Here is a 24839-nt window from a genome sequence, read left to right as displayed (position 1 = left end):
CTCCAGGGTTGAGGATGACGACGATGCGCATGCGACGATGGGCGACGATGACGGGCCTCGGGACGATGACCCTCTGGATGATGGTGGCGACGATCCTGATGCCCATGCCAAGCCCCAGCACCGTGCAGGCCGCCGACGATGACACCGCCGGGGCCCTGGGCGCCCGCTTGATGCCGCTCATCAAGGCGCACAAGGGGGAGGTCGCCGTTGCGGTCAAGCATCTGGACACGGGCGAGACCTTCGTCTATCGCCAGGACGTGCCGATGCCCACGGCCAGCCTGATCAAGTTCCCGGTGATGATCGAGACCTATCGCCAGTCGGAGGCGGGCGAGGTCGACCTGAACAAGATGCTGACCTTGAAGAAGGAAGACAGGGTGGCGGGGTCGGGCATCCTGACGCCCCACTTCACCGACGGGGCGACCTTCTCGCTGCGCGACGCCGTGCGGATGATGATCTTCACGTCGGACAACACCGCGACGAACATGGTGCTCGACCAGATCGGCATCGGCTCGACGGCCGCCTTCATGGAGAAGCTGGGCTTCCCCGAGACCAAGATCCACTCCAAGACGTACCACCGAGAGACCTCGGTCTTCCCCGAGCGCAGCGTGAAGTACGGCCTGGGGAGCACGACCGCAGCCGACATGGTGGCGCTGTTCGAGAAGCTGCACAAAAAGGAGCTGGTCAGCCCCGCAGCCAGCGAGGCGATGCTGGTCCACCTGCGGACCTGCGACGACAGGGACAAGTTCCCCAAATTCCTGCCCCATGGTACGCCGCTCGCATTCAAGACGGGGAGCGTGGATGAGTCGCGGACGTGTGCCGGGATCATGACGACCAGGTCGGGCCCGGTGGCGCTCTGCGTGCTGACCAGCAAGAACGAGGACAAGCGATGGGTTCCCGAGAACGCCGGCAACGTGCTGTGCGCCGAGGTCGCCCGCGAGGTCTTCGACCACTTCCAGCCCAAGCCGGCCGCCGACGCCCCCGCGTCCAGGTGAGCGAAGAACATGGACGGGGCGGCGACCGACGATCCACCTTCGCGGAGGCATCGACATGAGCTTGTTCGCCAGGCTATTCCAAGGCTGGTCCTCCTCCGAGAAGGACCTCGAGCTGCGCCGCAGGGCCCTGGAACGCTGGGCAGAGGCCGGCCCCGAAACCGACGACGGCGAAGACGTCTTCGTGGTCAGCCAACACGCCGCCACCGACTATGAGCGGACGCTCTGGCGCAAGAAGCTCCAGCGCATTTTGGACGACCTTCCCGACTCCAAGTCGGAGTGGCCCGACTTCGCCCCCGACGGCGACGCCCTGGGCCTGGGAGACGCCTGGATCCACGACCGGATGGTCGAGGAGTTCACCCTGCTCATCCGCCGCGTGATCGCCGACGGCGTGGTCACCGACGCCGAGCACCGCAAGCTGGACATGGCACGCGACCTGATCGGCCTATCCGACAGCCAGGCCGAGGCCATCTTCCAGCAGGCCATCGAAGAGGCCGAGGCCTTCTTCGGCAAGTCCGTCGAGGGGGCCTGACGCCCGCGACGGGCCGGACAGACGCGACCCCGCGAAGCACCGGGCCGAGATGACTTGAGTCATCTCGGCCCGGTGCATTCGAGGCCGGACGGACCGGTGTCGATGGCTCACTTCCTGGGGTGGTTCTTAAGGCTCTCCAGCAGGACCTTGCCGTCGGGCACGCCCCAGCCGGTGGCCATGACCCAGCCGATCCCCGCCAGGTCGCCGATGCCCGTCGGGAGATTCACCCCACGATGGCTGCCGAAGCAGGGCCCGACCTGAAACGCCGTGGCCCTGGGGAACCTGGGCGTGGGAGTCGTCTGCACAAACATCAGCACGCTCACCTGCGCCGATGCGATAGGAATCCTCATAGACAGCAAGCCCACGATGCAGGCGGCGATCACGTCCAACTCGGATGTCAGCATCCCGGCCTCCCTCGCCGACCACGTCAGCCTATTGGTCCTGGAGCCCTGGGAACGCGACGACGCGATGGTCAAGGACCTGCAGACGGGCGACATCCTCGACATCAACCCGAGCCAGGACACGATCGCCCCGAACGATGTGAGCGACCCGTCGAAGGTCACTCACGCGATCACCTGGCTCTGGCTGGGCCGCTTCGGCAAGGCGGCGACGGGGGACTAAGTGGCTCATCCGGCAAGTGTCCTGACACCCGGTACGGCGGCGATTCCCGGCGTTCGGCGTGGTTGATGGCGACGACGACGGCCCCAGACGAAGGGGTGACGATGCGCGTTCCAGTACGCTGTCGCTCGTTCGACCGCCTGGCAGATCTCCTCCCAAGTCTCGAACCGGCGGCCCTTCAACGCCAGGCTTCTCAGCACCTTCCACCACGGCTCGATCAGGTTCAGGTACGCCGCGGAGACTGGCTGGAAGACGAACTCCCAGCGGGGATGGGCCAGGCTGAACAGCAGCACGTCGGTGGCGCGGTGGGCGCTCAGGTTGTCGAGGATGGCGTAGACCCGTTCGGCGTCCGCCGGGACCCACGCCTCGACCTGGCCGAGGAACTCGACCCAGTTGCGGGTCGAGCGGCTGTCGTAGGGGCGGGTGAAGGCTTCGCCAGTGGCGGGTCGGAAGGCGCCGAAGACGTAACCCTTGCCGCGGCGGCCGTAGTCGGCCTCCTGCCGAGCGCGGCCGGCGGGCTGGCGGCTGCCCTCGGCCGTCGTCTCGGGCTTGGTTCGCAGGGGGTTCTGTCCCGGGAAGCTTTTGGCGCTCTCCGGCCCCATTTCGTCGAGGCAGACGACCGCCGAATCCGCCGGAGGCTCGCGGTAGAGTCGCTCGATGGCCCCCTTTTTTCGGCGAATTCGGGGTCCACCCGCTCGCCGAACCACGTCTCCTGCTTGCGCCAGCGGAGGCCCTCCTCCGCGAGGATCTCGTCGATCCGACTCCGCTTGATGGCGATGTCCTTCTGCTCGTTGAGGTAGGCCTCCAGGCGGTCGAGCGTCCAGCAGCCGAAGGGCAGGCCCAGGTCCTGGGGGGCGGTCAGCGCGACGGCCAGGACCTCGGCCCGCTGGTCGACGGTATAGGTCGGCGGTCGGCCGGCGCGGGGCCGCTCCTGGAGGCCGGCCATGCCCAGCTCGCTGAAGCGACGGATCCAAGCATAGACGGTCGGCCGCGAGCAGCCGAGGGCCGCAGCGATGGTGGGGGCCGATCGGCCGTAGGCGGCCTCCTGGACGATGCGGGCTCGCTCGACCAGGCGGACCGGGGCGGTGCGCGAGTGGAGCAACTCGGCGATGGCCTGCTGCTCCTCGGACGTCATCGGGCGGAGAAGGACGCGGGCGGCCATGGCGAGGTCTCCTGGGAGATACCTCCATCCACCTGCAAATCACCTGCCGGATGAACCACTAAGTGGCTAGCCAGAAGTTCTCGGAGAGGATGCCCGCGGTTTGGCGTCGTTGTTTGCCGGTCATGGCCATCAGGTGATCGACGGCACGCTCCAGCGAAACGTCCAGCTCGGGCGTCGGCTCGTTGGCCAGGATCTGCCCCTTGATCTCGCGCCACAGGCCCTCCATCGGGTTGAGCTCCGGGCACGCCGTCGGCAGGAACCGTAGCTCGATGGAGAACTGCTTGGCCAGGGCCCGCGACCGCCTGGCCGTGTGCGGCGAGCCCCGGTCCAGGAACAGCACGATCCGCCAGCCGCGCCAGGTCGGGCGGAAGTGCCGCAGATGGCTCTGGAAACTGTCCTGGTTCCATTGCCCGGCGCGGTCCAGGCGGAGCGTGCCGCGGCCCACGGCGATGGCGCCGAAGAGGACGCGGCGGTCGCGGTTGCCGGTGATCGGCACCTCGGCCTGCTGGCCAGCCCTGGCCCAGGCGGCCCGCAGCGGCGGAGTCTCGGTGAGGATGGTGGCGTCGGAGAAGAGGACGACGGTGCGCGTGCGTCCGGGCAGCCCGCGCCTCAGCCCCCTTTGGCCTGCCGCCAGGTGGGCGATCGGCGCGAGAGGACGAAGCGGGGCCGCTTCCAGCGATAGCCCAGCCCGTGCAAGGCCCGCCGCATGGTGGTGCCGCTGGCCTGCTGGCCTGAGGCCCGGTTCAGGTGGGCCAGCAGCAGGGGCACGGTCCAGTTGGTGTGGCGATAGCCGGCCGCGCGGGGATCCGTCCCCAGGGCGGCCTCGGCCAACTCTTCGGCGGCCCGCCTGGCGGCCGGCGGCCTGCCGGCGCGTGGGCGATCGCCCAGCGACGGGCTTGGATCTCGCTCCTTGGCGAACCGGCCGGCCCAGTTGTAGACGGTCGATCGGCTGACGCCGAGCCGAGCGGCGGCTGGCCGGAATCGAGGTCCAGCAGGGCCAGGGCGCGGTGGATGACGCGGCGGTCGTCGGAGTGACGGGCCAGGCCGCGCAGGTGCTCGCGCTCGGCCGGCTGGAGTGTGATCAGGGCCATGGTCGCGAGTCCTCTGTGGGGCTATCGCAACCATAGGTCAACTCCGGGGAGTCGTCCAATCACTACTGGTGACCTACTTAAAGCCTGTTGAGAAAGCTACATTTTCGCCAACATCTTCGGTAGTCGGCGGGCCATCAGATGGATCATCGCCAACTTGACGAATGCTTCGCTGCTTGCGGTCGTCGCCTCGTAATCCTTGCTCAGCCGACGGTTCCGCCCCAGCCAGGCGAAGGTCCGCTCCACACGCCAGCGGAATGCGATCGGCTCGAACTTGTCGGCACCGGGGCGCTTCGCCTTGATCTCCAGCCGCAGCCGGTTGCGGCCCCGCAACGCATGGACCCACTCGGCGATCCCGCCGTTGTCGATCCCGTCGGCGACGATCAGCCGCAGCCGCATGAAGCGGTGCCGCAGCGGGGCCAGGACCAGCCTCGCACCGTCGCGATCCTGGATACTCGCGGCGTGGACGACCACCGAGAGGATCAGCCCCAGGCCGTCGACGAGGATGTGCCGCTTGCGGCCGGCGACCTTCTTGCCGGCATCGTAACCTCGGGGCCCCCTTGTATGTTTCCCCTGCCGCTTCCCGAGCGGCCATAGCATGGAGATGGGGGTGGTAGGCCGTCGCCCCTTTGGCCCGCCCGGTGAGGCCGTAAAAAAGCGCGGGTCGCCGCCCCCATCGCCTCCCCGACCTCATCCCGAACAGTCGCCTGGCCCGCGAGGCCGCATCGGCAAGGACGGGACACGCCGGGACAACCCCATCGAGTCGCATCCCATGGATACCAACGCCCCGGTCTACGCCCTACGCCGGCATCGACGTCTCCAAGTCCTATCTCGACACCGCCACCCGGCCCGGATCGAAGCCCGACCGCGACCCCAACGACCCGGCCGGCATCGCCGCGGTGGTCGCCCGCCTCTTGCCCCCGGCCCCGGCCCTGGTCGTCGTCGAGGCCACCGGCGGCCTGGAGCTGCCTCTGGTCGCCGCCCTGCAGGTCGCCGGCATCCCGGTCGCCGCGATCAACCCGCGGCAGGCCCGCGACTTCGCCAAGGCCTCCGGCCGCCTGGCCAAGACCGACCGGATCGACGCCCAGGCCCTGGCCCACTTCGCCGAGGCGATCCGCCCCGAGGCCAGGCCGCTCCCCTCGGCCGAGGTCCGGGCCCTGGACGCCCTGCTGTCGCGCCGCCAGCAGCTGCTGGGCATGAGGCTGATGGAGTCCAACCGCCTGGGCTCCTGCCCCGACCCGACGGTGAGGGCCGGCCTGGAGCGGCACATCGCCTGGCTGGGAGCCGAGGCCGCCGACGCCGACCGCCTGCTGGCCGAGGCGGTCAAGGCGAGCCCGGCGTGGAAGGAACGCGACGAGCTGCTGCGGAGCATCCCCGGGCTGGGCCCGGTCACCAGCCTGACGCTACTGGCCGCCCTGCCGGAGCGGGGGACACTTGACGGCGGCAAGCTGTCGGCCCTGGTCGGGCTGGCGCCGTTCGCCGACGACAGCGGCACGCGCCACGGCAGCCGGCACGTCCGCGGCGGCCGGGCGGTGGTCCGCCGGGTGCTCTACCTGGCGGCCCTGTCGGCGGTGCGATACAACCCCGCGATGAAGGCCTTCAAGGAACGCCTGGGGGCGCGGGGGAAGAAGGCGAAGGTGATCCTGACGGCGGTTGCCCGCAAGCTGCTGGTGATCGCCAATGCGGTGGTCCGGACCGGTCGCCCCTGGGAGCCGGAGATGGCCCTGGCCCGATGAAGGTCAGTTCACGATCTCGCGATCAAAACGGGCCTTCGGGACTTGACGCGGAACACAGTCGCTTTTTCCGTCGTCTTGACCGACTGGCTGTCGAGGATGGCCGCCGACGGCTGGCGCGGCCGGCCGTGGGCCTGGCGCAGGTCGCCTCGGAGCAGGTCCATCAGGCGGTCGAGGGTGCCGTCGGCCTTCCAGATGCGGAAGTACCAGTACGCGGTGGCCCAGGGGGGCAGGTCGTGCGGGATCGCGCGCCACTGGCAGCCGGTGCGCGCGACATACAGCAGGGCGTTGACGATGTCCCGCCAGTAGGGCGTTGACGATGTCCCGCCAGTAGGGCGTTGACGATGTCCCGCCGGTCGTGCTTGGCGGGCCGCCCGCCCGGCTTGGGTGAGGGGATAACGCGGCAGACCTGGGCCCACTCGGCGTGGGTCAGGTCACTCGGATACGCGATTCGTGTGTCCATTCCAGAAGGCTAGGTCACGCTTTCCCAACAGGCTTTTAGTACCTGATCGTCGGCTCAACGGTGGACACCCCCGCACATCGACTCCAACAACCGCCTGGTCCCCACCGGGGTCATCATCCGCCCGTTCAACCCGGCGACCGCGTCCACGAACAACCGGTATGCCGGCCACGTCGACCACGCGCGGAGGATGATCGCCGGCTGAGGCCGGAGGGCCTCGCCCCGGGCCGGGGCCCGCCCGAGCATAGCAACGCGGGCGGCGGGAGGTTAGAGTCGGGCGAGAAGGCCCGAGGATCCGACCAATTCATGACGTATGCAACCACCCTGCGATCCGAGCGATTCGTCTTCGACGACTTGCGAGAGGTCCTGGCCAAGGCCAACGAGGCGAAGTCGGGCGACCGGCTCGCCGGGTTGGCCGCCGCCAACGAGCGCGAGCGGGTGGCCGCCAAGACGGTGCTGGCCGGGCTCACCTTGAGCGAGATCGCCGACAACCCCGTCATCGATCCCGACGAAGACGATGTGAGCCGGTTGCTGGTCGACCGCCACGACCGCGCGGGGTTCGCCGCCATCGCGGGCTGGACGGTGGGCGAGCTTCGCGAATGGCTGCTCGATGACGAGACCGGCGGGCCCGAGATCGCCGCCCTACACGCGGCCATCACCCCGGAGATTGCCGCGGGCGTGGCCAAGCTGATGGGGAACAAGGACCTGATCCTGGCCGCCGCCAAGGTCCGGGTCGTCACACGGTGCCGCAACACGATGGGCCAGGCCGGCGTCTTCGGCGTCAGGCTCCAGCCCAACCACCCGGCCGACGACCCCGGCGGAATCCTGCTCTCGACGCTCGACGGCCTCGCCTACGGCTGCGGCGACGCGGTGATTGGTGTGAATCCGGCCACCGAATCCGTCGACGCCGTGGGGGCCATTCTCCGGTCTCTCGACGCGCTCATCGGCACGCTCGAAATCCCGACCCAGGCCTGCTGCCTGTCCCACATCACCACCCAGCTTGCCTGCCTGGAGCGGGGCGTGCCGGTCGACCTCCTCTTCCAGTCGATCGCCGGAACTCAGGCCGCCAACACCAGCTTCGGCATCTCGCTGGCGATGCTGACCGAGGGCCGGGAGCGGGTCCTGGAGTCGCACCGGGCACGCGCCGACGTGACCTGGGCGGGCGATCAGGTGATGTACTTCGAGACCGGCCAGGGAAGCGCCCTGTCGGCCGGTGCGCACCACGATGTCGACCAGCTCACCCTGGAAGCCAGGGCCCAGGGCCTGGCCCGCGCGTTCGACCCGTTCCTGATCAACAGCGTGGTCGGATTCATCGGCCCCGAATACCTGGCCGACGAGCGCCAGATCATCCGGGCCGGCCTGGAAGACCACTTCCTGGGCAAGCTGATGGGCCTGCCGATGGGCTGCGACGTCTGCTACACCAACCACGCCGACGCCGACGGCAACACCACCGACAACCTCCTCCTGCTCCTTGCCACGGCCGGATGCAACTACGTCATGGGCGTCCCCGCCTCCGACGACGTGATGCTCAACTACCAGTCCACCAGCTTTCACGACGCTGCCGGAGTCCGCCGCCTGCTCCACCTGGCCCCCGCCCCCGAGTTCGCCGCCTGGCTGGAAGGCCGGGGAATCACCCGGGCCGGGCGACTTGCGCCCGGCCGGGCTGGCTTGCTCGATCATGATGCGAAGGAGTTCCGCAGGCTTCTTGAATTGACAGGGCGATAACGCTGGATGCGCCGCAACCGGCCGACCACGGAGATTCCACCTCGTGAGCCCTGAACCGACCGAAGACCTGCCTGCCGAAGTCGCGCCCAGCGAGGCGGCGCTACGGGCCCGAACGCCCGCGCGGATCTTCGTCGGACGGGCGGGGACGTCTTATCGCACGGAGACCCAGCTGGCGTTGCGGCTAGACCACGCCGCGGCCCTGGATGCAGTTCGATCCGAGCTATCCATGGATGACCTACCCCATGAGCTTGTTGAGCGGTTCGGCATCTTCGAGGTCTGCACCCGTGCCGCGGACAAGGCCGAGTACCTGCGTCGGCCTGACCTGGGGCGAAGCCTGAATGACGAGGCCAGGGCCGCGATCAGCCGGGATTGTCCTCGCGGGGCGGCCTTGCAGGTGGCGATCGGCGATGGGCTCTCGTCGGAGGCGGTGAGGGTCCAGGTTCCGGTGTTGCTGCCGTTGCTGGCCGAGGAGGCCGGGCAGCGAGGGTGGACGATGGGTCGAGTGATGCTCATTCATCATTGCCGCGTGGGCGTGATCAATGACCTGGGGGATTTGCTGGCCCCGACGGTGGTTGTGCTGTTGATCGGCGAGCGGCCCGGGTTGGCGACGGCGGAGAGCCTGTCGGCGTATCTGGCCTTCCGGCCGTGCGCGGGGCAGACCGATGCCCATCGGAACCTGATCTCGAATATCCACTCGCGAGGCGTCACGCCCGAACAGGCGGCCCCGCGGATTGCGGCGCTGGCCGCCCGGATGATCGAACGGCAGCTCGGCGGGGTGGAGGTCAAGGAGCAGGCCGAGGGCTTCGAAATGCGAATGGGCGGGGCGATCGAGGGGTGATCGCCCCGCCCGGATTCGACGGGTCGAGGCCCCTTACTTGGGGGCGATCTCGATGACGACCGATTCGATCGTGCCGGCGTAAGAATACGGCGATTCGTAGGGGCCTACGGGTCCGCCGGCATCCAGGCCGACTTCCAGCCCATCGGCGGGCATGCGGGCCAGGAGCTTGCCTGGGACGGGTGAGGCGGCCGGCTTGCCGTCGACTTCGAGGGAAAGCGTACCCTGGTCGTCGACCCGAGCCCGGGCGTCGTGCGGGCCGGCTGGAAGTGGGTTGCCGGCGATCTCGAAGGAGCCCGCGGGGGTGCGGACGACGAACCTGGGTGTCCCGTCTTTCAGGTAGAGGGCATATCCATGCGAGTTTGCGCCCTGGGCGATGAGGACCCCGTCACCGGACTCCGGGGTCGTAGCGAATTTGGCCCCGACGGCGAAGGCCCGTCCCGCGACGGCCGGGGCGTTGGCGCGACCCAGGCGGGCGCCTGCCTTGAGATCGAAGCGTCGCTCGGTGCTCAGCGAGGCAGTGGCGTCGTCCGGGGCACGCCAGGCGCCCAGCGGCAAGACGTTCGCGCGGGCGGCGTAGGCGTCCCATTGTGCGGCGAGTTTCTTCGCCAGGTCGGGATGCGAGGTTGCGAGGTCGGTGGATTCTGTCCTGTCGACGTCGATGTCATAGAGCTCCCACGGGGCGTCGGCTTTGGCGACGAGCTTCCAGCGACCGTCGCGGACGGCGCGGTTGCCCTCGTGCTCCCAGAAGATGGGGGAGGTCCGTGCCAGGGGCTTGCCGTCGAAGGCCGGGCGCAAACTCACGCCCTCGGGCGGCTTGATTGGCTGGCCGTCGATCTTGGTGGGATAGGCCGCGCCGCTCAGGTCGACGCATGTCGCCATGAGGTCGATGAGGTGGCCGGGCTGCGTCTCCAGCTTGCCGGCGCGTTCACCCTTGATTCCGGCCGGCCAGTGGGCGATCAGGGGGGTCGAGATCCCGCCCTCGTGGGTCCAGTGCTTGTATTCCCGGAACGGCGTGTTGCTCACGTTCGCCCAGCCTCGCCCGTAGGCGATGTAAGCCTCGGCCGGGCCCGGCAGAACCTTCGGACCGGTCTTCACCCAGCGACCGTCGCGGGTCTGCATCGGCGGCGAGACACGGGTCTGGAGCCCGTCCCGGCCCAGCGGCTTCAAGGCCTCGGGCGCGTTGCCGTTATCCTTGCGCCCGGTCAGCTCGGCGCAACCGCCGTTGTCCTGGAGGAAGAGGATGAGCGTGTTGTCGAGCTGGCCGCTCTCTTTCAATTGTGCCACGATCCGGCCGACCCCGGCATCCATCGTGTCGACCATTGCGGCGTAGACCTCCATGCCGCGTGCCTCCCAGGCCTTGTCACCGACCTCGTCCCAGCTCTCGGCGCCAGGGGAAAGGTCGGTCTCGGGGGGGACGAGGCCGAGGGCCTTCATGCGCCTAAGCCTGGCCGCGCGGGCCTGGGCGTAGCCGGCTTCGTACTTCCCTCTTTGCTTCTCGATGGCCTTCTCGGGCGCCTGCATCGGCCAGTGGGCGGCCGTGTAGGCGACGTAGAGGAAGAAGGGCTTGTCGGGCGATTCCTGGCGATGGTCTTTCAGGTAGCGCACCGCGTTGTCGGAGATGGCATCGGTGTAGTAGTAGGCGTCTGGCGCGTAGTCGGGATCGTTCTCGGGCGTGATCAGGGTTTCCTGGCGGCAGAGCGAGGTCGGGTCGTAATAGCTTCCCGCACCGGCGATCGTACCGTAGAACTTGTCGAACCCGCGCTTGATCGGCCAGTCGGCCCGATCGGCGTTCTGGCCGACTCCCCGGGTGACGTGCCACTTGCCGGCCATGTAGGTGCGATAGCCCGCGGGGCGCAGCACCTGCGCGATGGTGGCGGATTGCCGGTTCAGCGTACCTCGATAACCGTCGAACCCGCGGTCAATCGTCATGTGACCGATGCCGGCCTGGTGGGGGTACAGGCCCGTCAGAAGCGATGCGCGGGTGGGGCAGCAGCGGGCGTTGTTGTAGAACTGCGTGAACCGGACCCCGCCCGAGGCGAGCGCATCGAGGTTCGGCGTGCCGATCTCCCCGCCGTAGCAGCCCAGGTCCGAGTAACCCATGTCGTCGCTCATCACGACGACGATGTTGGGCCGGCCCGCCTCCGCGGGGGCAACCCCCGCCAGCAGGGCGAATGCCAGCGAAACGCAAGATCCGAGCATGGCCATACCGCCTCAATTCCAGGAGAGTCGATCGATGCGGTGCCGGTTGAGGAGAGGACCCCGGCGGGCCGCCCAGGGGCTGAATCTTAACTATCTCGATCGACTCACGAAAGACGAAGTCGGTGGGGGGTCCTTCCGCCACCCACGGATGTGACGCATCGCGGCGAGTTTCGGGGCGGGGGATTGGCGCCTACAATGAAAGGGAGAGCGTGCGGCGGCCCCGGGGTCGGGGCCGGCCGGACCGAACCGGACGTGAAGGAGACGACCGATGGCAACGACGGCGAACGCGGACGCGCAGCTCGATGGCAAGGACGCGCGGGCCGGTGAGGTCACGATCGGGGGATACCTGGTCCAGCGGCTCCAGGATCTGGGGCTCAAGCATCTGTTCGGGATCCCGGGTGATTACATCCTCGGGCTGTACAAGATGCTGGAAGACAGCCCGATCGAGGTCATCGGGATGACGCGTGAGGACAGCGCGGGGTTCGCCGCGGACGCATATGCTCGCGTGAACGGGTTGGGATGTGTCTGCGTGACTTACTGTGTGGGGGGGCTATCGACCTGCAACAGTATCGCCGGGGCTTATGCCGAGAAGAGCCCGGTCGTGGTGCTGTCGGGGTCGCCCGGGATCTCGGAACGAGTGAGCAACCCGCTGCTGCATCACAAGGTGCGCGACTTCTCGACCCAGCTGGAGGTCTTCGAGAAGATCACGGTGGCCTCGGCGGTGCTCGACGACCCGGTCACGGCGTTCGACAAGATCGACCGGGTGCTCGCCGCGGCGGTCCGGTACAAGAGACCGGTGTACCTGGAACTGCCGCGTGACATGGTTCAGGCCCGCCAGGTGGTGCCGCACAGGGCCCCCGCGCCGATCCCCCCCAGCGACCCCGATGCGCTGCGGGAGGCGGTCGACGAGGCGGTCTCCATGCTGACGAAGGCGAAGCAGCCGATGATCCTGGCCGACGTGGAGATCCACCGGTTCGGCCTTCAGGATGAGTTGCTGGCGCTGGCAGAGGCGGTCAACCTGCCGATCGCGTCGACCCTGCTGGGCAAGAGCGTCGTGCCCGAGAGCCACCCGCTGTTCATCGGCGTTTACGAAGGGGCCATGGGCCGCGCCGAGGTGGCCGAGGCGGTGGAGTCGGCCGACTGCCTGCTGATGCTCGGGTGCTTCCTCACCGACATCAATCTGGGGATCTTCACCGCCAAGCTCGACCAGTCGCGGTGCATCGACGCCACGAGTGAAGACCTGCATATTCGCTACCACCACTATCGGGACGTCCGGCTCGACGACTTCATCCGGGCCTTGCGGGCCCGGAAGATCCCGCGCGCCACCACGCCGATGCCCCCCAGGCCGCCGAAGCCGGGCCCCTGGGTGGCCGAGCGCGGCAAGGCGATGACGACCGCACGGCTGTTCAGCCGGCTCAACACGATGCTGACCGAGGACACGGTGGTGATCGCCGATATCGGCGACTCGCTGTTCGGCTCGGCCGACCTGTCGATCGGCAAGCGGACCGAGTTCATCAGCCCCGCCTATTACACGTCGATGGGCTTCGCCGTCCCCGCGGCGGTGGGCGCGGGGATCGCCAATCCGGGGGCCCGTTCGCTGGTGATCGTCGGCGACGGAGCCTTCCAGATGACCGGCATGGAGCTGTCCACCGTCGCCCGCAACGGCCTGAACCCGATCGTCATCGTGCTGAACAACCACGGCTACACCACCGAGCGGTTCCTGCTCGAAGGCCCGTTCAACGACATCCACCCCTGGGCCTTCCACAAGATCCCCGAAGTCCTGGGCGCCGGCCTGGGCATCGAGGTGCGCACCGAGGACGAGCTTGACGAGGCGCTGGCCAGGGCCCAGGCCAACGCGTCGAGCTTCAGCCTGTTGAATGTCCACCTGGACAAGCTCGACCGGAGCCCCGCGCTGGACCGCATGGCGAAGCGGATGGCCGAGCGAGTCTGAGGCCACGCCTTACACAGGCCGGCCCCGACCCGCGTCGGGAGCCGGTCTGTGGAGGCGTGACACCTCGATGGACGCAACTCGCCCGTCCGACCTAGCGTTCTACGGCGACGGGTTGTAGCATTCTCAATTCTGAACAGTGACGCGATTTTCTTTTGCAAAATTCATCCTGATTGCCACAGTCAACTCAATCAGATTCTGCCTGATCTCACTTGTTCTTTGATGGCAGGAACCCTGTTCGAATGGATCGAGTGGGGCAAGAAATATCAGGAAATGGTTGATTGGTTTTGCGATCGTTTTGGTTGCATCATCGGCATTGCGCTCGATCGGGCCGTCCTCACGGCTGCTTGCCGCCAAATCGGGGCATTGGCTGCTTAGGAATCGGTTGTTGTGCGGCGTAGTCCGGTGATTGGAGAAGGTAACAATTGTGCCAACGATCATCGGCCCGGGCTCCCATCCTGCCATTCTGCATGCGTCGGATAACGCCGCGACGCGAGTCGTCGCCCCGGTCGAAGTGCGGGAGGCGACCAACCCATGAGCAACTCTTCGACACGAAGGGCCGCGCCGGAACCCCTCCGAGGGTTCACCCTGATCGAACTGCTGGTCGTCCTCGGCGTCATCGGCCTGCTCGTGGGGCTTACCTTGCCGGCGGTTCAGTCGGCCCGCGAATCGGCCAGGCGTGTCGCGTGCTCCAATAACCTCAGGCAGTTGGGCCTGGCCCTTCACTCCTATATCGACTCGTGGGATGCGGTCCCCCCCTCGACCTCGACCGGCGATGCGGCCGGGTCTCCGCATCGAGTTACGTATTTCTCGCCGCAATCCCTGCTCCTCCCTTTTCTGGAACAAGGGGGAATTTATAACGCAATCAACTTTTCCCTGGGAATCAGCTATACGGCGAATCTCGAAACATCTTCCGGTATCATTGCCATCGATCCCGGAAACTCGACGGTGATAGCACTCTCCGTGGGCACTTTCCTCTGCCCCTCCGACCCGAGATCCGGCGACGATGGTGGGGCGAATGGCTATCGGGCAAACGCCGGGGCGTGCCACGGCTGCGTGGGTGATGACGTCGGGGCGTTCTTCTGGGGGCGGCCGAATCGCCTGTCTAGCTTCCGTGACGGCCTCTCGCACACCCTGGCATTCTCCGAGAAGCCCATCGGCTCGGGCCATGGCGGCACTTATTCCTCATCCAGAGATTGGGTTTACAGACAGAGTAATCCGACCCCGAGGAGCGCCGACGGCTGGGTTGCCGTCTGCTCTCGGTTGGTTGAAACGTCGCGTGCGCGGCTCGACGCCGGGAGCAACTGGCTGATCTCGGGCGCCATCTTCACGACCTTCTTCGTCGCAACCCCGCCGAACAGTCCGATCCCCGATTACGGATATGATGGGTTCTTCGGAGCAGGTGTGTTCGGGGCCCGGAGTCGTCATCCGGGCGGGGTCAATGCGCTGACCGCCGACGGAGCCGTGCATTGGTACGGCTCGGCGATCGACCCGGCGATCTGGCGAAGCCTCGGAACCCGCGATGGGGGAGAGGTGATCTCGGACGTCCCATAAGGATATCGAAGGTTGGTGGGCCGATGAGGTCCCACGATGGAGACGCGCGACTTCTCCAACGCCCTTGGCGCGTCCGCGAGACGATCACTCGGACGTTGGCGTTCGCCCCGGAAAATTCCCACGCCCCGCGGGTCACCCCTCACAGTTCGGAGCCTCCCCGATGCCGGATCGCATGACTCAGGCGGCCGAGCGGCTCAAGGTCGCCTCGGAGAGTTGGATGTCCGTGGAGGTCGACGCCCTCACCGAGCAGGTGATCCCCGATTCGATCGTCCCGGCTGACCAATCGAGGATTCAACGGATCGAGGCCCGATACGTCGAGACCGCCGCCGGGCAGAGGATGCTCGACGACCGGACGCATGAGACCGACGGGAAGACGGGCCGCTCGACCTCGTACTGCGATGGTGATCGTTGAGCCAACGTGAATTACGACAAGGACGACCTGGCGCTCGAGCGTCAGATCGTCATCAAGAAATCCTTCTCCGTCGAGGACCGAGGGGCCTGGACCGTCCGCCCCGTTCCCCTCCGATACTCCTACCTCGGAGCCGTCCCGCTGCATGAGGCGATGCCCAGGGCGGAGTATGTGGGCGAGGGCCGAGTTCTCGCCCGCGAATGCGAAATCTTCCTGTTTCGCGACGTCCCGTGGAATCGCGCGAAGAAGCAAATCGTCTTCCACCTCGACAAGGCAATGTCGGTTCCGTTGAAGGTCGAGATTTTCGACGGCGTGAGCGAGTACAACGGCAAGCCGCCGCTGTCGACATGGGTCGCGACGGAGCTTGACCAGGTCCGAAGCCGGCCATTCCCGATCAAGTCCGAGAGGGCGACCCATGTGGGTCGCGGCACGCCTAACGAGGCGACGCTTCGCCAGAAGCTCACGGTGAAGCGGATCGCCTTCGATCAGGAGTATCCCCGCTCGACCTTCTGGCCTGCCAATCATCCCGGCGCCGATGTCGTCGCCACGCTGACGAACAAGCAATACGAGGTTAAGGGCAAGCCACGGCCGGTCGCCTCGCCGCCGGCGCCGCCCCCGATCGCGAACACGACGACCGAGGCAATCCGGGTGACGATTCCCGAGGAGGGAGTTGTGACGCCCTCTCGCGTTTCGATCGGCCTTGGTGTCGCGGTCCTGGTCGTGGCGCTGGTGTTATGGCGCCGTCGCTGATCGGGGTGGGTTGCCGCCGAGAGGTGTCCGGGCCAGGGCCGTCCGAGGGCGTCTCCGCGACCGGCCCGCGTGGCTGGCCTTCTCGTCTGGGCCCGACTCGGCGTATAATCCCGTCTGGATGAAGACCCGGAAGCCGGGTCGGCAGCAGGTATCGGTGAAGCCAAAGAGGCGTTGTTGCATGCCGGTCTTACGGAGACAGAAGGACGGGACCGGATATTTCATCGTCTCGACCCTGAATAGCCGCATCGTCACCCACCCGCTGACCGAAGCGGGAGAACGCGAGCTGCTCGAGTCGATGGGATTGAAGGAAGGGGATCACCTCGAAGATCGCCTGCTGCGCGACCTGATCGAGTATGGCCTGGCCCTCTCGCCCGAGGATGTCCCCCCGCCCCGCAGGTCAACCGAGGCCCAGCGGGCCGCGTCTCCGTTCGCCCCGCGAGACGAGGTCGAGACGCCTGAGCCCGAGGCCGAGCCGGCGCCCACGCTCATCGAGACGCCCGAGCCGCCGGTTGTCATGGCTCCCATCGCGCGGCGGATCGAGGAGTCGGAGCTCGAGGCCGCCTCGGCGCCGGTCGCCCCTGTCGACGAGACGCCCGAAGGCCTGGCGTCGCGGTCGCCGCTGATGAGGCGGACCCGGTGCCGCGAGATCTCGCTCCAGGTCCTGTATCAGGCCGAGCAGAATGAAGGGGTCTCCACCCGCCAGATCAGCCGGTTCATCAACCGGAGGCTCCGCGGCGATGCGGATCAGATCAATTTCGCCATCGACCTGATCGACGGAGTCCAGGAGCATCAGGAGACGCTGGACAACCTGATCTCCCGGTTCGCCGAGAACTGGCGGATCGACCGGATGGCGGCCATCGACCGCAACATCTTGCGTCTGGGTGCCTTCGAGCTTCTGTACTCGCCCGACGTGCCCGCAAGGCTCGCCATCAACGAGGCCCTTGAGTTGGCCAAGCGGTACAGCACCGCGCAGTCGAGCCGGTTCGTCAACGGCATCCTTGACCGCCTCCAGGGGATCGACCCCAACGCCCCACTCCCCCCCCTGGAACCCGAGGTTGCCCCCGAAGTCGAGGCCGAGAAGGGCCCCGAGGTGGTTATCAACCTGGAGAATCGCAGGCCCTCCTCGGATTCCAAGAAGGCGCGTGCCAGGGCCAAGAGAGCTGCGGCGGAGCTGGCCGAGACGGAGCTGGCCGAGACGGTCGCCAGCGAAGAGGCCGACGACGAGGTGGCCGAAATCGCCGACGAGTCGCTTGCCTGGGAAGAGATCGCTGACGAGACGGCCGGGCTCGGCGACGAGACGACGCCCGAAACGTCGTGAGCCGGGGCCGAAGGCAAGGACCGGCCGCGATGCCTGATGCCTCGAAGGCCGGCCGGGCCGACCTGCATGTCCACACGACCCACTCCGACGGCGCCTGCTCGCCGGGTGAGGTGGTTCAGGCGGCGGCCAACATGCGGCTTGCCGCCCTGGCGATCACCGACCACGACAGCCTCTCAGCCCTGGCCGTGGCCCGCCCCGAAGCGGCACGCCTGGGCATCGAGCTGGTCGGCGGCATCGAGCTGACCGCCGAGCGCGACGGCCGAGAGGTCCACATCCTCGGCCACTTCGTCCGCGACGACGACCCGACCCTGGTCGAGCTGACCGCCTCGATGCGCATCGAGCGGGACACGCGCCTGGCCGGCATGATCGCCCGGCTGGCCGGGCTCGGCCTGCGGGTCGACCACGAGCAGTTGCGCCGGGCTTTTCCGCGTGCCACCCTGGGCCGCAAGCATCTGGGCGACTTCCTGGTGCGCACCGGCCAGGTGCCCACCCGCCGCGAGGCGTTCGCTCGCTGGCTGGGCGACGACGGCCCCGCGCAGGTTCCCAAGCCGCGCGTCGAGTGGCACAGGGCCATCCGGGTTATCCGCGAAGCCGGCGGAGTCGCCGGCCTGGCGCACCCGCCCCACGACCTGCGGCTCGCCACCTTGCGCGACTACGCCGACGCGGGCATGGGCGCCATCGAGGTCGACTACCACGCCGTCGACGCCCGCCGCGAGTCCCGCCTGCGCGAGTGGGCCACCTTGCTGGATCTGGTCCCCACCGCCGGCTCCGACTTCCACGCCCCCGACCGACCTGGCCGCTGGCTGGGGGCGATCACGACGCCCACGGCCGACCTCGAACGGCTGCGGGAACGGTCTGAGGCCGGCGTCGCACGGGCCTGAGCGGGCGCCCTGCCCTTCTCAAATCGACCGTCGGCGCGATATCGTCTTGAACTGACGAGGCCGGCAAACGGACGGACTCGGCCCCTCCGAACTTCGACGCTCGAACCAGCCCCCGGGACTGCGATGGCCGCGAAACGCCTGCTCGACCGACTCCGCCAGGGGCTCTCCAGGACCGCCAAGCTCTTCGACGTCCGCTCGTGGTTCGGCCGGACGGTCGACCAGTCGTTCCTCGATGCGCTCGAGGCCCGGCTCATCCAGGCCGACGTCGGCGTGAAGGCTACCGCCAAGATCGTCGACGAGGTGCGCGAGGCCTACGCCGGCAAGACCGCCGACGAGGAGCTGATCACGCTGGTCAAGGGGAGCCTGAAGGCCCTGCTCGCCGACCCCAGGCCCGGGACCCTAGCCGTCGCACCAAAAAAGCCGACGGTCTACCTCATCGCGGGGGTCAACGGGTCGGGCAAGACGACCTCGATCGCCAAGCTGGCCCAGCGGGTCAAGGGGGAGGGCAAGTCTGTCTTGCTCGCCGCCTGCGACACCTTCCGCGCCGCCGCGGCCGACCAGCTCGCCATCTGGGCCGAACGCTCGGGCTCCGAGATCGTCCGCGGAGCCCCCGGGGCCGATCCCGCGAGCGTGGCGCACGACGCGTGCGACCGTGCCCTGGCTCGCGAGGTGGATGTCTTGATTGTCGACACCGCAGGCCGGCTGCACACGCAGTCGCACCTGATGCGCGAGCTGGAGAAGGTCAACGGCGTGGTCCGCCGCAAAATCGGTGGCGCCCCCCACGAGACGCTGCTCGTGCTTGACGCCACCAACGGCCAGAACGCCATCCGCCAGGCCGAGGCTTTCACCAAGAGCATCGGCTGCACGGGCGTGATCCTGACCAAGCTCGACGGCACCGCCAAGGGAGGGGTCGTCGTCGCCATCCGCCAGATCCTGAACCTGCCCGTCAAGTTCATCGGGGTGGGCGAGGGAATCGACGACCTCCAGCCGTTCGACGCCGACGACTTCGTCGAATCCCTCTTCACTTGATCTGACCTGGCCTTACTCGGGGTGGTCCTCGAACCAGCCATACTCGTCGACCTTGTCGAGATAGACCCCGTCGAAGCCGGCCGCCAGGATGCGTCCGAGGGGCGAGCCGGGGCCGTCGAGGATGATCGACCGCCAGGCGGAATCCCAGTAACGGACGGAGAAGTTCCCCTTCCAGTCGGGGTTTTCGGGGCCCAGGAACGGCGGCGGGGCCTTGGTCCAGGCGGGCTTCCAGTAGGGGCGATAGTCCTCGGCCTCGCCAATGCTGAGGTAGCAGAGCACGAGCCGACGACCACCGCCCGGCTTGCGCTTCAGCCGGTCGATGTCGGCCGCGGTGGGCGCCCAGTCGCCCGAGAACGGGTCGATGATAAGTAAGTCGTGGTCGGTCCTCGCCATCGCCCCCAGGTAGTTGGCGAGCGTCTCGAACCGGCCGCCGTCGATCAGGTAGAGGAAGTTCTTCACGTCGGCGAAGGACCGGACGTCGGCTGTGTTCACGCCCGGCGGCTTGGCCGGATAACGCGGGATCCTGTCCAGGCCCCGACGGTCGGCCACGAACCCGACGAGTCCGGCGGCCTTGTTGCGGGCGTAGGCGTCATCGACCAAGGGCCTCTTCGTGGCGTAGTCGGTCACCAGCACACCCTTGCCGGCCTTCTTCGCCACGTCCAGGAGTTTCAGAAAGGCCTCAGACTCCGGCCTTGGCGTCTTGCGGTCGTCCACGTTCTCAAAACCGTAGAAAACCTCCTCCTGACCGACGCCGTCGATGGCACCCAGGTAGGCGGCCGCCAGCTTGCCGTCCGGCTCGGCATCCTCGGTCAACAGCTCCAGGCCCCCCTGCGGCACGACCAGGAACCCCGGAGTTTGCGCCTTGGCCTTCAGGCTGATTGCAGCCACGAAGGCGCGCATGTCGGCCCGATAATCTCGCTTCGGCGCCTGCCCGTGGGCGGTTGCCGCCAGGATCAGGGCCGAAAACAGGGCGAAGCAACTCTCCGGGCGCATTCCCGCGTCCCCCGTTGGCAAGAAATGGATGGACCGCCGACCTCGATCCGCCGCGGACCTCACCTGTCTCGTCGAATTTTTGTCGAACAAAGCTCTCAGCATCGAGTCCCAGGTGTCGGGGCCAGTCGGGCGGCCGGTGTCCCGAGTCTATTCATTCAGGGTGGGGATGGTAAAGGAGTTACGGTGACGACCGGATTCGGGGCATGGCGAGTCCGATCCGGCCTGCATCACCCGGGTTGTGGCATGGCGATTGCCGCACCCTCCTTCTGTCCGATATAATCCGTCCTGGCGGCGGCAACCCTTTGCGGAAGAACGCCCCCCCATGGTCCGGAGGCGGCTACGCGATGCGTGAGATGCTGATCAAGCTGGGCGACAAGTTCTGGACCGACCCGTTGATGACGCTGGCCATCGCCGCGGGGCTCATCGCGCTGGCGAGCACCCCGATCGCGTTCGCCGTGCTGGGCAACACCAAGTGGTTCGAGGCCAGGCGTGGCCGGGTGATGCTGAAGCCCGCGTTCTGGTCGGTGGTCTGCTCGATGATGCTCGTGATGGGCATCCCGGCCATCTTCCTGGCCCTGGTCGTCAAGAGCGAGTCGTTCGACAAGGACCGCTACGAGTTCGACCCCAACAAGAGTTGGTCTGTGCTGGAGCAAGGCCGCGGCTACGCCACGATCAAGGCGGCCGACGAGGGGGTCCGGGTCGAGATGGCCCGGCTGGCCGACGAGCGGAAGAACCTGCTCAATTCGGTGAAGAAGCTGGATGAGGCCATGATCCGCCTGCGTGCGGTGGCCGGCACCTCGGCGCAGGTCGCCGCGACGATCCCCGACGTGCTCCAGACCCTGGCCGCCGTGCGCAAGAGCGTCGGGCTGGATGGCCCGCAGCAGCTGATCGACCTGACCGCCCCGCCGGTCGAGCTCGCCGCCATCGGCGGAGGCACGACCGGCGCCCCGGCCAACCTGGCCCCCGCCCCGGTTGCGGCCGTGGCGGCAGCCCCCGCCCCCGGGCCGGGACTGACCAAGGAACAGGCCGACGCCGAGCTGGCCACCGTCCCCGCGCCCCAGAAGCCGCTGGCCGCCTTCCTCCCCCTGACCGACCTGCCCGGAGGTTGGATGGTGGCCAAGAGTGGCGACCGCTACCTAGAGACGTTCAACGCCGAGAACCTCTTCGAGAAGATCGACGGCCGCGCCGAGAGCTTCACCCAGTACGACGTCCGGGGGATGGCCTACACCTACTATCACCCGATCGGTGACGACTCCAACGAGGTGCAGCTCTACATCTTCGAGATGGCCAATCCGCTGAAGGCGCTGGGCAAGTACGGCAGCGAGAAGCCCGATGGCGTGAGCGTCCAGCCCATCGGCACCGAGGGCTACACCTCAGCCGGCAGCACCCTGTTCTACACCGGCAAGTATTACATCCAGATCGTCTCGACGAAGGATCACTCCACCTTCGCCGATTTCGCCCTCAACCTGGCGGGACGCATCGCCAAGGCGATGAAGGGAGGCGAAGGCGCCGGGGCATCGCCGGGGCAGAAGAAGGAGGCGACCCCCGAGGACCTCTTCGCACTGCTTCCGGACGGGCCGGCCAAGGCCAATCCCAAGTACATCGCGCAGGACGTCTTCGGCTACGCATTCCTGTCCGACGTCTTCATGGCCGATTATCAGGATGGAGACGTCGCGTTCCAGGGTTTCATCCGCCCCTACGCCGACCCCGCCGCCGCCAAGGCCGTGCTCGAAGAGTACCTGGCCGGGGCCAAGCTGGACGGTGCCGAGGTGAAGGAACTGCCCGCCGAAGGGGCCGATAAGATCGTCGTCAGCTCGAACATCGGTCTGGTCGACGTCCTGATCTTGAAGGGCAATGCCCTGGCCGGGGTCAACGGCTCAACCGACGGGGCCAAGGCCGAGGTCTTCGCCAAGGGATTCGCCAAGTCGCTCCCCACTGTCGTCCCGATCGTCGACACCGGCTCGGCCAAGAAGCCCGAGGCCGGGGGCGACGAAAGCAAATAACCGCCCCCGGGCGGGTTGCCACTGCATCCCTGCCGCGACCCGCCCCTCCCCCTTCCGACCGAGCCCAAACATCCGCCACGCCCCCCCGCCGCGGCGTGACATCTTCTCGACGAGGTCCGCGATGAGCGAGAAACTGACGCGAACCCAGCAGAAGAACCTGGAACGGCTCGGGGGAGTGAACCCGGCCGACGACACCTTCAGCCGGCGCGACTTCGCCGCCCGGGTCGGCGGCACGGCGCTCGTCGCCGGCGGGGCCATGGCCGCAGGCCTGCTCACGCGCGATCGCTGGGGCATGGAAGGGGTCAAGCCACCGCCCCCGGTCCGCCTGAAGGACTACTCGATCAAGCTCGACTCGGCCAAGCCCACGCTGGTCGTCGTCCGATCCCGGCCCGTCGAGTCCAGCGACTACGTGGACAGGAAGGCCGAGGAGATGCAGGCCCGCGAGGACCAGGCCTTCGCGATGGTCAAGGCGGCCATGGACGCCATGGGCGGGGTGAACAAGTTCATCGTCAAGGGCGACGTCGTCGTCGTGAAGCCCAACGTCGCGTTCGACAAGAACCCCGACCTGGCCGCGACCACCCAGCCCGACACCCTGGCCGCCGTCATCAAGCTTTGCTTTGGCGCGGGTGCCCGCAAGGTGATCGTTGCCGACAACCCGATCAACAACCCCGAGAGCTGCTTCTTCAAGACCAAGGTGGGCGACGCCGCGCTGCGTGCCGGCGCCGAGCTGATGCTGCCGCAGGACAGCTACTTCGAGCAGCTTTACGTCGGCGGCGAGACCATCAAGAACACCTGGCGGATGTTCTACAAGCCCTTCCAGTATGCCACCAAGGTCATCGGCGTCTCGCCGGTGAAGGACCACAACCTCTGCAAGGCCACCATCACCATGAAGAACTGGTATGGCCTGCTGGGCAACCCCCGCAACCAGTTCCACCAGGACATCCACGGCATCATCAGCGACTTCGCCCTGATGATGAAGCCGACCCTGGTCATCGCCGACGCCCGCAAGATGCTGATGCGTAACGGCCCCACCGGCGGCAGCCTCAACGACGTGAAGCGATCCGACGCCATGATCGTCGGCATCGACCACGTCGCCGTCGACAGCTACACCGTCTCCAAGATCCTCGAGAAGCAGCGTCACGAGATCCTCTACCTCGACAAGGCCATCAAGCGAGGCCTCGGGGCCGACTGGCGCCCCCAGTGGACCCAGGAAATCACCGTCTGAGCCCTAGCTACGACCGCGCCGAACGCCCGACGCGTCTACCCCGCCAGGAGCCCCCGCCCATGAGCCTTGAGCTGACCAGGAAGACGTCGCGTCTGCGCCTGGCCCCCGGGCTCGCGGGCGTGCACCTCACCCCGGATGAATTCGACCGGGCCACGACCGGGCGGGGCAATCGCTACGAGCTGATCGGCGGAGTTCTTGTCGTGTCACCCCACCCAGGAAACGGCGAAGTCGACCCCAACGAATTCCTCGGCTTCCTGCTGATGTCGCATAAGCGGAACCACCCGCAAGGGTCGGCGATCGATAAAGCACTGCCCGAGCAGACGATCCCCGTCGGCGACGACCGCCGCCGCATGGACCGGGCCATCTGGGTCGGACTGGGACGCACGCCTGACCCCCGCGTCGACGTCCCCGCCATCGCCGTCGAGTTCGTCTCCCGATCCAGGCGGGACATCCGCCGCGACTACGAGATCAAGCGCGACGAGTACCTGGCGATCGGCGTCCGCGAGTACTGGATCATCGACCGATACCGCCGCACGATGACCGTCCACCGCCGAGATGGCGACCGGACCCTCACCAAGGTCGTCACCGAGGGCCAATCCCACGAGACCGACCTGCTTCCCGGCTTCGTCCTCCCCTTGGCCGAACTCCTGAAGCTGGCCGACGATTGGGCGCCGCCCGCGAAACCTCTTGCAGCCCCCGAGCCCGAGACGCCACCGGCGGAGGATGCCTGAGATGAGCCAGACATCCGTCGCCAGGCCCCGAGCCAGCTCACCCCCCGTCGCCGCACCGCCGGTCGAGCTGCGTCTCACGCCCGATGTCGACCTCACCGTCTCGGCGGCTGGGTTCGCCGAGCTTTGCCGTCTCAACAGCGACCTGCGGCTGGAACTCTCCGCAAGCGGGACACTCATTGCCATGGCACCCGCGGGTTCCGACACAGGTCACGCCAACGCCGGGATCACCGCCCGGCTCTTCATTTGGAATGAAACGGCGAGGCTCGGTTACGTCTTCGACTCCTCCGCAGGGTTCACACTGCCCAATGGTGCCATCCGCGCCCCGGACGCCTCCTGGATCGAACGATCGCGATATGACGCCTTGACTCCCGATCAGCGCAAGGCCTTCGCCCACATCTGCCCCGACTTCGTCATCGAGCTGCGCTCACCCAGCGACTCCCAGCCCAAGGTCCGCGACAAGATGGTCGAGTACCTGGCGCAGGGCGCTCGGCTCGGGTGGCTGATTGACCCGATCTCAGTCACCGCCGAGATCTACAGGCCTGGCCGGGATCCTCAGATCCTCGAGCGGCCCGCCTCGCTCGATGGTGAGGACGTGCTCCCCGGATTCAGACTCGACCTCACGGGGATTCTCACATGAGAATTTCATCCCGACTG

General features: G+C 67.5%; 24 protein-coding genes and 2 pseudogenes. 17 read left to right on the top strand and 9 right to left on the bottom strand.

What is annotated here, in order from left to right:
- Positions 1-23 precede the first annotated feature (23 nt).
- The 3 genes from EP7_RS13185 (at position 24) to EP7_RS13175 (ending at position 2142) form a co-directional block, all read left to right on the top strand.
- Entirely contained in the window at positions 24-992 is a 969-nt protein-coding gene (locus EP7_RS13185) for a serine hydrolase (protein WP_463528302.1), read from the top strand.
- A gap of 55 nt (positions 993-1047) precedes the next feature.
- Positions 1048-1521 (top strand): tellurite resistance TerB family protein, encoded by a 474-nt coding sequence (locus EP7_RS13180; protein ID WP_463528301.1) that lies wholly within the window; start codon positions 1048-1050, stop codon positions 1519-1521.
- Positions 1522-1788: 267 nt separating this feature from the next.
- The gene (locus EP7_RS13175) at positions 1789-2142 is read left to right on the top strand and encodes a hypothetical protein (protein ID WP_463528300.1); all 354 of its coding nucleotides are present in this window, start codon (positions 1789-1791) and stop codon (positions 2140-2142) included.
- A 5-nt stretch (positions 2143-2147) separates the two neighbouring features.
- On the opposite strand, the gene EP7_RS13170 is transcribed toward EP7_RS13175, so the two are convergent.
- The 5 genes and pseudogenes from EP7_RS13170 to EP7_RS13150 all read right to left on the bottom strand — a co-directional run.
- Positions 2148-2798, bottom strand: a complete 651-nt coding sequence (locus EP7_RS13170; protein ID WP_463528420.1) for an IS630 family transposase — start codon at positions 2796-2798, stop codon at positions 2148-2150.
- 95 nt (positions 2799-2893) lie between these two features.
- Positions 2894-3274 (bottom strand): annotated as a pseudogene (locus tag EP7_RS13165) (helix-turn-helix domain-containing protein); the annotation flags it as partial.
- Between the two features lie 85 nt (positions 3275-3359).
- Entirely contained in the window at positions 3360-3902 is a 543-nt protein-coding gene (locus EP7_RS13160) for a transposase (RefSeq protein WP_463528419.1), read from the bottom strand.
- A gap of 8 nt (positions 3903-3910) precedes the next feature.
- Positions 3911-4426 carry a helix-turn-helix domain-containing protein gene (locus EP7_RS13155; RefSeq protein WP_463524471.1) on the bottom strand — a complete coding sequence of 172 codons (516 nt, stop codon included), beginning with the start codon at positions 4424-4426 and terminating at the stop codon, positions 3911-3913.
- Between the two features lie 62 nt (positions 4427-4488).
- Positions 4489-4953: pseudogene (locus EP7_RS13150) on the bottom strand (transposase); the annotation flags it as partial.
- A 212-nt stretch (positions 4954-5165) separates the two neighbouring features.
- On the opposite strand from EP7_RS13150, the gene EP7_RS13145 reads away from it, so the two are divergent.
- Positions 5166-6125: an IS110 family RNA-guided transposase gene (locus tag EP7_RS13145; RefSeq protein WP_463528391.1), complete on the top strand. Its 960-nt coding sequence runs from the start codon at positions 5166-5168 to the stop codon at positions 6123-6125.
- 8 nt (positions 6126-6133) lie between these two features.
- On the opposite strand, the gene EP7_RS13140 is transcribed toward EP7_RS13145, so the two are convergent.
- The gene (locus tag EP7_RS13140) at positions 6134-6541 is read right to left on the bottom strand and encodes a transposase (protein ID WP_463528299.1); all 408 of its coding nucleotides are present in this window, start codon (positions 6539-6541) and stop codon (positions 6134-6136) included.
- Positions 6542-6888: 347 nt separating this feature from the next.
- Here EP7_RS13140 and EP7_RS13135 point away from each other — a divergent pair, with 347 nt between their 5' ends.
- Entirely contained in the window at positions 6889-8307 is a 1419-nt protein-coding gene (locus EP7_RS13135; protein ID WP_463528298.1) for an ethanolamine ammonia-lyase subunit EutB, read from the top strand.
- Between the two features lie 43 nt (positions 8308-8350).
- Positions 8351-9145, top strand: a complete 795-nt coding sequence (gene eutC, locus EP7_RS13130; protein WP_463528297.1) for an ethanolamine ammonia-lyase subunit EutC — start codon at positions 8351-8353, stop codon at positions 9143-9145.
- 33 nt (positions 9146-9178) lie between these two features.
- Here the strand turns inward: eutC and EP7_RS13125 are convergent, their stop codons facing one another.
- On the bottom strand, positions 9179-11344 hold the full coding sequence (locus EP7_RS13125; protein WP_463528296.1) for an arylsulfatase: 2166 nt from the start codon (positions 11342-11344) through the stop codon (positions 9179-9181).
- A 268-nt stretch (positions 11345-11612) separates the two neighbouring features.
- On the opposite strand from EP7_RS13125, the gene EP7_RS13120 reads away from it, so the two are divergent.
- Positions 11613-13295 carry an alpha-keto acid decarboxylase family protein gene (locus tag EP7_RS13120; protein ID WP_463528295.1) on the top strand — a complete coding sequence of 561 codons (1683 nt, stop codon included), beginning with the start codon at positions 11613-11615 and terminating at the stop codon, positions 13293-13295.
- A 123-nt stretch (positions 13296-13418) separates the two neighbouring features.
- On the opposite strand, the gene EP7_RS13115 is transcribed toward EP7_RS13120, so the two are convergent.
- A complete protein-coding gene (locus EP7_RS13115) occupies positions 13419-13733 on the bottom strand; it encodes a hypothetical protein (protein ID WP_463528294.1) in 315 nt (104 codons plus the stop codon).
- A 93-nt stretch (positions 13734-13826) separates the two neighbouring features.
- Here EP7_RS13115 and EP7_RS13110 point away from each other — a divergent pair, with 93 nt between their 5' ends.
- The 6 genes from EP7_RS13110 (at position 13827) to ftsY (ending at position 19233) form a co-directional block, all read left to right on the top strand.
- The gene (locus EP7_RS13110) at positions 13827-14846 is read left to right on the top strand and encodes a DUF1559 family PulG-like putative transporter (protein WP_463528293.1); all 1020 of its coding nucleotides are present in this window, start codon (positions 13827-13829) and stop codon (positions 14844-14846) included.
- A 160-nt stretch (positions 14847-15006) separates the two neighbouring features.
- Positions 15007-15258 (top strand): hypothetical protein, encoded by a 252-nt coding sequence (locus EP7_RS13105; protein ID WP_463528292.1) that lies wholly within the window; start codon positions 15007-15009, stop codon positions 15256-15258.
- A 6-nt stretch (positions 15259-15264) separates the two neighbouring features.
- The gene (locus tag EP7_RS13100; protein WP_463528291.1) at positions 15265-16005 is read left to right on the top strand and encodes a hypothetical protein; all 741 of its coding nucleotides are present in this window, start codon (positions 15265-15267) and stop codon (positions 16003-16005) included.
- 178 nt (positions 16006-16183) lie between these two features.
- Complete coding sequence (gene nusB / locus EP7_RS13095; protein WP_463528290.1) at positions 16184-17323, top strand: transcription antitermination factor NusB; 1140 nt, start codon at positions 16184-16186, stop codon at positions 17321-17323.
- A 29-nt stretch (positions 17324-17352) separates the two neighbouring features.
- Entirely contained in the window at positions 17353-18204 is an 852-nt protein-coding gene (locus EP7_RS13090) for a PHP domain-containing protein (protein ID WP_463528289.1), read from the top strand.
- A 123-nt stretch (positions 18205-18327) separates the two neighbouring features.
- Positions 18328-19233 (top strand): signal recognition particle-docking protein FtsY, encoded by a 906-nt coding sequence (gene ftsY / locus EP7_RS13085; RefSeq protein WP_463528288.1) that lies wholly within the window; start codon positions 18328-18330, stop codon positions 19231-19233.
- A gap of 12 nt (positions 19234-19245) precedes the next feature.
- Here ftsY and EP7_RS13080 read toward each other — a convergent pair whose 3' ends face one another.
- Positions 19246-20226 (bottom strand): endo alpha-1,4 polygalactosaminidase, encoded by a 981-nt coding sequence (locus tag EP7_RS13080; RefSeq protein ID WP_463528287.1) that lies wholly within the window; start codon positions 20224-20226, stop codon positions 19246-19248.
- 344 nt (positions 20227-20570) lie between these two features.
- Here EP7_RS13080 and EP7_RS13075 point away from each other — a divergent pair, with 344 nt between their 5' ends.
- The 4 genes from EP7_RS13075 to EP7_RS13060 all read left to right on the top strand — a co-directional run bounded on the left by EP7_RS13075 (position 20571) and on the right by EP7_RS13060 (position 24822).
- Entirely contained in the window at positions 20571-22229 is a 1659-nt protein-coding gene (locus tag EP7_RS13075) for a DUF6599 family protein (protein ID WP_463528286.1), read from the top strand.
- A 121-nt stretch (positions 22230-22350) separates the two neighbouring features.
- Entirely contained in the window at positions 22351-23454 is a 1104-nt protein-coding gene (locus EP7_RS13070) for a DUF362 domain-containing protein (RefSeq protein WP_463528285.1), read from the top strand.
- Positions 23455-23513: 59 nt separating this feature from the next.
- Positions 23514-24185, top strand: a complete 672-nt coding sequence (locus tag EP7_RS13065) for a Uma2 family endonuclease (protein ID WP_463528284.1) — start codon at positions 23514-23516, stop codon at positions 24183-24185.
- A gap of 1 nt (position 24186) precedes the next feature.
- On the top strand, positions 24187-24822 hold the full coding sequence (locus tag EP7_RS13060; RefSeq protein WP_463528283.1) for a Uma2 family endonuclease: 636 nt from the start codon (positions 24187-24189) through the stop codon (positions 24820-24822).
- Positions 24823-24839 lie beyond the last annotated feature (17 nt).

Source organism: Isosphaeraceae bacterium EP7, from assembly GCA_038400315.1.
In the GTDB taxonomy this organism is placed as follows: domain Bacteria; phylum Planctomycetota; class Planctomycetia; order Isosphaerales; family Isosphaeraceae; genus EP7.
This window is presented reverse-complemented; position numbering and strand designations above follow the sequence as displayed.